Source organism: Pseudoduganella sp. RAF53_2, assembly GCF_052113985.1.
Classification (GTDB): domain Bacteria; phylum Pseudomonadota; class Gammaproteobacteria; order Burkholderiales; family Burkholderiaceae_D; genus Rugamonas.
This window is the reverse complement of the sequence record NZ_JBFRDW010000282.1, coordinates 1-7,299: the sequence shown is the minus strand read 5'-3', so window position 1 is coordinate 7,299 and position 7,299 is coordinate 1. Positions and strand designations below refer to the sequence as shown.

Genomic DNA, 7,299 nt, shown 5'->3' with positions numbered 1-7,299 from the left:
GGGGAAGTGGTTGAGATGGCAAACTCTGACGACCTGTACCGAAATCCACAACATCCCTACACGCGGACGCTGCTCGGGGCCATCCCGCGCGGTGCCTGATGAATTGCGTTAAGATACGACTACTATGGCTAACTTGATCTCCCTCCTGCAGCATTATGGCGTCCTGATTGTGTTCGCTGTCGTGCTTGTCGAGCAGATAGGGATGCCGATCCCCGCCTATCCGATCCTGATCGTCGCCGGTGCGCTGGCCATGGACGATGCGCGTAGTACGCCGTTCTGGGGCGTGCTGCTGGTGGCGATGTCCGCCTGCCTGCTGGCTGATCTGTTCTGGTTCCGCGCCGGCCGCCGCTACGGCAAACGCATTCTCAAGCTGCTGTGCAAGATCTCGCTGTCGCCGGATTATTGCGTCAGCCAGACCGAGGACAATTTCAAGAAGTGGGGTCCGAAATCCATGGTGGTGGCCAAGTTCATCCCCGGCTTCAATACCATTGCTCCGCCGCTGGCCGGCGCCATGGGCACGCGGCTGCCGGCTTTCCTCGGCTTCGCCCTGACCGGCGGCCTGCTGTGGAGCGCCACCGGCATCGCCATTGGCGCCTACTTCCACTCGGACGTGGATGCGGTGCTGGATCTGCTCTCGACCATGGGCTCGACCGCCCTGATGGTGCTGGGCGTGCTGCTGACCCTGTTCATCGTGGCCAAATACGTCGAGCGCCGCCGTTTCCAGAAGGCGATGCAGACCGAGCGTATTTCCGTCGACGAGCTGAAAGAGCTGCTGGATGAGGGTCACGATCCGATCATGATCGATGCGCGCAGCCAGACCGCCCAGATGCTGGACCCGCCAGTGCCCGGCGCCTTGCTTGTCAACGGCGATCCGACCAAGTTGATAGCCTCGCTGCCCAAGGACCGTCACATCATCGTCTATTGCAGCTGCCCGAACGATGTGACGGCCGCCAAGGTCGCCAAACAGCTGCATTCCTTCGGCTACAAGCGCGCCAAGCCGCTGCACGGCGGCCTGGACGCGTGGAATAGCGCCTTCCGTCCTGAAACCGCGACGGCCGTGGTGGCGGAGCGCGATCCCGACAATCTGTCGCCCRCCGGTCAATAAATCTCGCCCCCAAGGCAAAAGCTGGTGGCTGAAACATCGTAATTCTCACCCCCAAAGCAAGAGCTGGTGGCTGGCACATCGTAATTCTCACCCCTAAAGCAAGAGCTGGTGGCTGGCACATCGTGCCAGCCACCCCTTTTTCCGCTCGTGGTTTTTGCTATCTGATCGACGCGCAAACAGTAGTCATACTACGCGGCAAATATCTCACAATGTGGCGTTCTATCCTATTTTTGTACCCAAACTACAAAGATGACTTGCGTTTGCGCCAAGAAATCCCGTAGGATTAAGGCTCGTTTATTTTGCTTCTTGCCATGACTGCTCAAACCCTCTCCGCGCCGCGCCTGCTGGCTGATATCGGTGGCACCAATGCCCGTTTCGCGCTGGAACTGGGAGCCGGCCAGATCAGCCATATCCACGTGCTGTCGGGCTCTGCCTATGCCACGCTGGCCGATGCGCTGAAGGCTTATCTGGCGCTTCCCGATGTGCAGGCGGCTTCCGGCACGGGCATCCGTCATGGCGCGATCGCCATCGCCAATCCGGTGAACAGCGACTTTGTGCGCATGACCAATCATCATTGGGAATTCTCCATCGAAGCCATGCGTCAGGAAGTGGGCTTCGAAGTGCTGGTGGTGGTCAACGATTTCACGGCGCTGGCGCGCTCGCTGCCGCATTTGTCCGACGCGCAGAAGCATCAGGTGGGTGGCGGTATGCCGCAGCCGGGCGCTCTGGGCCTGGTAGGGGCGGGCACGGGCCTGGGCGTTTCCGGCCTGATTCCTTCGCCGGCCGGCTGGACTGCGCTGCTGAGCGAGGGCGGCCACGTCAGCTTCGCGCCGATGAATGCGGACGAAGTGGCGATTCTGCAGTACGCCTGGACCGAATTCGAACACGTGTCGGCCGAACGCCTGCTGTCCGGCCAGGGTATTGAGCTGCTGTATCGCGCGGTGGCGCATCTGCGTGGGCAACCGGCGGAAGTCATGGCAGCATCCGAAATCGCACGCCGCGCGCTGGCCGGCGAATGCCCGCTGTGCGACGAGGCGATCGAGCATTTTTGCACCATGATGGGCACCATCGCCGGCAACCTGGGCGTGACGCTGGGCGCGGTTGGCGGTATTTATATTGGCGGCGGCATCGTGCCGCGCCTGGGCGAGCGCTTCGACCGTTCCGGCTTCCGTGCGCGTTTTGAAGCCAAGGGGCGATTCCGCGGCTATCTGTCGGCCATTCCTACTTATGTCATTACCGCCGAATATCCGGCTTTTGTTGGTGTTTCGGCAATCTTGGCTGAAAAATTAGCAACGCACTAAACCATTTCCCGCGAATTGCACCGTTCGCGGTTTTATAAGGTACAATTGGCGCAGTTGGATGTAACGGCGCCAATCGTTCTGRGTCTGCCGTCCTGTTTTCGCCCTGAAAACAATACTCTCCATCTGAGACTTTCGCCCCGGCGCGCAGCGGCCCGGCGCTTCTCTTGCATCGCTTTGCAACCAACAATACGCTATGAATACAGTTGAGGCGAAAAAAGTCCTCGAAACCGCGCTGCTATGCGCGACTGAGCCTTTGTCGATCCACAGCCTGAAAAAGCTGTATGTCGATGTCGATGATCAGGGCAACCCGCTGGGCCTGGGTGTCGGCGCCGATACGATCAAGGAATTATTGGAAGAATTGCGCCTGGATTGGCAGGGGCGCGGAATTGAAGTGGTCAGCCTGGCGAGTGGCTGGCGCTTCCAGAGCCGTCCTGAAATGAAGCAATACCTAGACCGCTTGAGTCCGGAAAAGGTGCCGAAATATTCGCGCGCCACATTGGAAACTTTGGCGATCATCGCCTATCGCCAGCCGGTTACCCGCGGCGATATCGAGGAAATCCGCGGGGTCGCCGTGAACTCGCAGACGATCAAGATGCTGGAAGATCGCGGCTGGGTTGATGTGGTCGGCTACCGCGATGTGCTGGGCCGTCCGGCCTTGCTGGGGACCACCAAGCAGTTCCTGGACGATCTGGRACTGGATTCGCTGTCCCAGTTGCCGCCGCTGCAGCAATTGGGCGGTGAGCAGGAGTCCAACCCGCTGGAAGTATTGGAGGCGGCGCTGGAAGAGAATTTCGAGAAGGCGGCCCACGCTGCCGAACACACTGAGAACACTGTTGAAGCGGCTCCCGCAGAGGAGCCGGTAGTAGAAACGGCGCCGGAAGCAACGCCAGACGCTGAGCCATCACAAGACACGAATAATGAACAAATCTGAGAATACCCCAGAGACCGGCGTCCAGGCCGCCGATACGCCAGCTGCGAAGCCTAAGCGCCGCACCAAAGCGCAGATCGAGGCTGATAATGCTGCGGCCGCAGCAGCTGCCGCTTCCGGCGAAGCACCCGTCAAAAAGCCGCGTGCAAGCAAGGCCAAGGCTGCGGCCGACGCTGGCGTGAGCCCGGCCGCTGATGCAGCTTCTGCTGACGCAGCGCCTGCGCCAGCCAAAAAGCGCGCCACCAGGAAAGCCGCTGACGCCGCCCCGGCCGCGAGCGACGCCCCTGAGGCCGCGGCAGCCGCTAAGCCGGCCCGCAAGACCGCTGCATCCCGCAAGGCCACCGCCGAGGATGCCGCTGGTGCCGCGTCCCGCTCCGCCGCTGGCGCCGCCGCAGCGACCGGAGCAACCCGTGCCGCCGCTGGCGCGGATGCCGATGCGTCCGTTGTGGCCGCTGCTGGCGCAAGCCGCGCCGGTTCGGCCCGTGGCGCCGGTGCTGGTACAGGCCGTGCCGACGCGGATGCCGATGTTTCCGCTGCAGGTTCGGGTGCCACGCCGTCCGCTGGCGACAATAAAGCTCGCGGGCCGCGTGGTCCGCGCCAGATGCGCGAGCAGCGCGCTCACCGCGATGCCGAGCGCGCCGAATCCGCACACGCCGCAGCGCCAGCCGCCGCAGGCGCTGACAACGCCGCTGGCGACGCATCGGCAGGCGACGGTGTCTGGCCGACGACCGCTCCAGGTGAGCGTCACGGTAAGAAGCATGGCAAGCACAAGAACAAGAAGGGCAAGCATGGCCAGCAGCACGGCGAAGGCCAGCAAGGCCAGCAGGCCCAGGGCGGCCAGCAAGGCCAGGGCCAGGGCCAGAAGCAGCGTGTGCATGGCGCCTTCGGCAACAAGATGAAGAACAAGGACAAGGCCTCCGAAGCGGATGCCGTGTTCTCCTTCGTAACCTCGGAAGACTTCGACCGCGAAGACGGCGCGAAGGGCAAGCACCAGCCGAAGCCGGTGCGCCGCGACCTGACTGCGGAAGACGATGCGCCGAAGCTGCACAAAGTGCTGGCCGACGCCGGCATGGGCTCGCGCCGCGATATGGAAGAGCTGATCATCGCCGGGCGCGTGTCGGTGAACGGCGAGCCGGCCCACATCGGTCAGCGCATCCTGCCGACCGATACCGTGCGTATCAACGGCAAGCTGGTGCAGCGCAAGGTGAGCAAGAAGCCGCCGCGCGTGMTSSTSTATCACAAGCCGGCMGGCGAAATCGTGTCGCACGACGATCCGGATGGCCGCCCATCCGTGTTCGACCGCCTGCCGACCATGAAAGTGGGCAAATGGCTGGCCGTTGGTCGTCTGGACTTCAATACCGAAGGCCTGCTGCTGTTCACGACCAGCGGTGACCTGGCCAACCGCCTGATGCACCCACGCTACAACATCGACCGCGAGTACGCCGTGCGTACCCTGGGCGAGCTGGAAGAKGGTATGCGCCAGAAGCTGCTGGCCGGCGTCGAGCTGGAAGACGGCATGGCGCAGTTCTCCAAGATCGCCGACGGTGGCGGCGAAGGCGTCAACAAGTGGTACCGCGTGGTGATCGGCGAAGGCCGTAACCGTGAAGTGCGCCGCATGTTCGAGGCGATCGGCCTGACCGTGTCCCGCCTGATCCGTACCCGCTACGGCGCGCTGACCCTGCCGAGCAACCTGAAGCGCGGCCGCTGGGAAGAAATGGAAGAAAACACCGTGCGCGACCTGCTGGCGGCTGTTGGCTTCAAGAAAGAATCCGCTGGCGGCGGCGAGCAGAAGAAGCCGCAGCAGCAAGGTGGCGGCAACAAGCGCGAACGTGAGCCAAATGGCAACCGTATGGACGTGAGCAACAAGAATGCTGACCCGTTCCCGGTCGCGCCGCGTGGCGGCCGCAACCAGGGTGGCCAGGGCAACTTCTTTGGCGCCGGCCGCAGCGGCGGTGGTGCTCATGGCCATGCCGGCTTCGGCGACCAGCGCCAGGGCGGTGCCGGTGGTGGTGGCGGTGGTAACAATCGCGGCGGCAACAAGGGCAAAGGCCCGCGCCAGCCGGACCCGCTGCAGACCACTTTCGGCTTCGCCGGCCACGGCCAGCAGCAGCGCCGTGGTGGCCAGCAGCGTGGTGGCGCCATGGATCATGGCATGCCGCGCCGCCGCAAGGGTTAAAACCCACGGCAGAATCTGGTGGCAGGCACGACGTGCCTGCCACCTGGGTTATGCAGTGGTTTTTAGCGCCGATTGATATTGTTGTAAGTTCCGTGATGTGGTATGCGGCATTGCAGCGAAGTCAATAAGGCGCTATAATGAGCAGCCTAGTAAAAGTTCTTCGCAAGGTAGTTTTGCTGAGGGTGCTTTCATCTGGCTGTAGGACAAGAAGATGGGCAGTTGCCCATTTTTTTTTGGTTGAACCGTTTTGAGTATCTGGAGATTTTTCCTTGCAATTGCCTGAATTGATTGAAAAGACCGTATCGGGCCTCGGCTACGACCTGGTCGATTTCGAGCGGGCCGAGCGCGGACTGCTGCGTGTGTACATCGATTTCACCGCGGAAGACGCTGAGGAAAAAGGACCGATTACGGTTGAAGACTGCGCCACGGTGAGCCACCAGCTGTCGCACGTGCTGACGGTCGAGAACGTTCCTTACGAGCGCCTCGAAATTTCGTCGCCCGGCCTGGACCGCCCGCTGCGCAAGTTCAGCGACTTCGTGCGTTTTGCCGGCAGTGAAGCCATCGTCAAGCTGCGCATGGCGATTCCCGGCACCGCGAACCGCAAGTCCTACCAGGGCATCCTGACGGAGCCGGAAGGCGAACAACTGGGTATTGAATTTGAAGGTAAAGATGGTCCTGCGGTGCTGAATTTCACGCTCGCGGACATTGATAAGGCACGCTTGGTGCCACAGGTGGATTTTAGGAGCCGCAAAGCATGAGTCGCGAAGTTTTGTTATTGGTTGATGCGCTGGCGCGCGAAAAGAACGTCGACAAGGACGTTGTGTTCGGTGCGCTCGAGTTCGCACTGGCGCAAGCCACGAAGAAGCGCTATGAAGGCGAAGTCGATATTCGCGTTTCGATCGACCGCGAATCCGGTGAATTCGAATCCTTCCGCCGTTGGCACGTGGTGCCGGACGAGGCCGGTTTGCAGCTGCCTGACCAGGAAGTGCTGCTGTTCGAAGCCAAGGAACAGATCCCTGACATCGAAGTCGATGAATACATTGAAGAGCCGATCGAATCCGTGGAATTCGGCCGCCGCTTCGCGCAGGACACCAAGCAGGTCGTGCTGCAGCGCGTGCGCGACGCAGAGCGCGAGCAGATCCTGCAAGACTTCCTGGAGCGCGGCGATGCGCTGGTAACCGGCACCATCAAGCGCATGGAGCGCGGCGATGCCATCGTTGAATCCGGCAAGATCGAAGCACGCCTGCCACGCGACCAGATGATCCCGAAAGAGAATCTGCGTATCGGCGACCGCGTACGTGCTTACATCCTGCGCGTGGACCGCAATATGCGCGGCCCGCAGGTGATTCTGTCGCGCACCGCGCCAGAGTTCATCATGAAGCTGTTCGAACTGGAAGTGCCGGAAATCGAGCAGGGCATGCTGGAAATCAAATCCGCCGCCCGCGACGCCGGCGTGCGCGCCAAGATCGCCGTGCACACCAGCGACAAGCGTATCGACCCGATCGGTACCTGCGTCGGCATGCGCGGTTCCCGCGTTCAGGCTGTGACCGCTGAACTGGGCGGCGAGCGTGTGGACATCGTGCTGTGGTCGGAAGATCCGGCGCAGTTCGTGATTGGCGCGCTGGCTCCGGCCAACGTCAGCTCGATCATGGTTGATGAAGACAAGCACGCCATGGACGTGGTGGTTGACGAAGAAAACCTGGCAATCGCGATCGGCCGCTCCGGCCAGAACGTGCGCCTGGCTTCCGAGCTGACCGGCTGGAAGATCAACATCATGACCGCCGAAGAA

At 61.9% G+C, this 7,299-nt stretch carries 7 protein-coding genes; all 7 read left to right on the top strand.

What is annotated here, in order from left to right; genetic code table 11:
* The coding region (locus AB4Z11_RS17320; protein WP_442026481.1) for an ABC transporter ATP-binding protein at window positions 1-99 on the top strand (99 nt) is incomplete at its 5' end.
* A gap of 25 nt (window positions 100-124) precedes the next feature.
* Complete coding sequence (locus AB4Z11_RS17315; RefSeq protein ID WP_442026480.1) at window positions 125-1,105, top strand: VTT domain-containing protein; 981 nt, start codon at window positions 125-127, stop codon at window positions 1,103-1,105.
* Window positions 1,106-1,416: 311 nt separating this feature from the next.
* On the top strand, window positions 1,417-2,406 hold the full coding sequence (locus AB4Z11_RS17310; protein ID WP_442026479.1) for a glucokinase: 990 nt from the start codon (window positions 1,417-1,419) through the stop codon (window positions 2,404-2,406).
* A 193-nt stretch (window positions 2,407-2,599) separates the two neighbouring features.
* Window positions 2,600-3,337 carry an SMC-Scp complex subunit ScpB gene (scpB, locus tag AB4Z11_RS17305; protein WP_442026478.1) on the top strand — a complete coding sequence of 246 codons (738 nt, stop codon included), beginning with the start codon at window positions 2,600-2,602 and terminating at the stop codon, window positions 3,335-3,337.
* Window positions 3,324-5,510 carry a pseudouridine synthase gene (locus AB4Z11_RS17300; protein ID WP_442026477.1) on the top strand — a complete coding sequence of 729 codons (2,187 nt, stop codon included), beginning with the start codon at window positions 3,324-3,326 and terminating at the stop codon, window positions 5,508-5,510. The genes scpB and AB4Z11_RS17300 overlap by 14 nt, the downstream gene beginning before the upstream one ends.
* A gap of 269 nt (window positions 5,511-5,779) precedes the next feature.
* Window positions 5,780-6,268, top strand: a complete 489-nt coding sequence (gene rimP / locus AB4Z11_RS17295) for a ribosome maturation factor RimP (protein ID WP_442026476.1) — start codon at window positions 5,780-5,782, stop codon at window positions 6,266-6,268.
* Window positions 6,265-7,299: transcription termination factor NusA (nusA, locus tag AB4Z11_RS17290; RefSeq protein ID WP_442026475.1), on the top strand; the 1,035-nt coding region annotated here is incomplete at its 3' end. The genes rimP and nusA, both read left to right, overlap by 4 nt.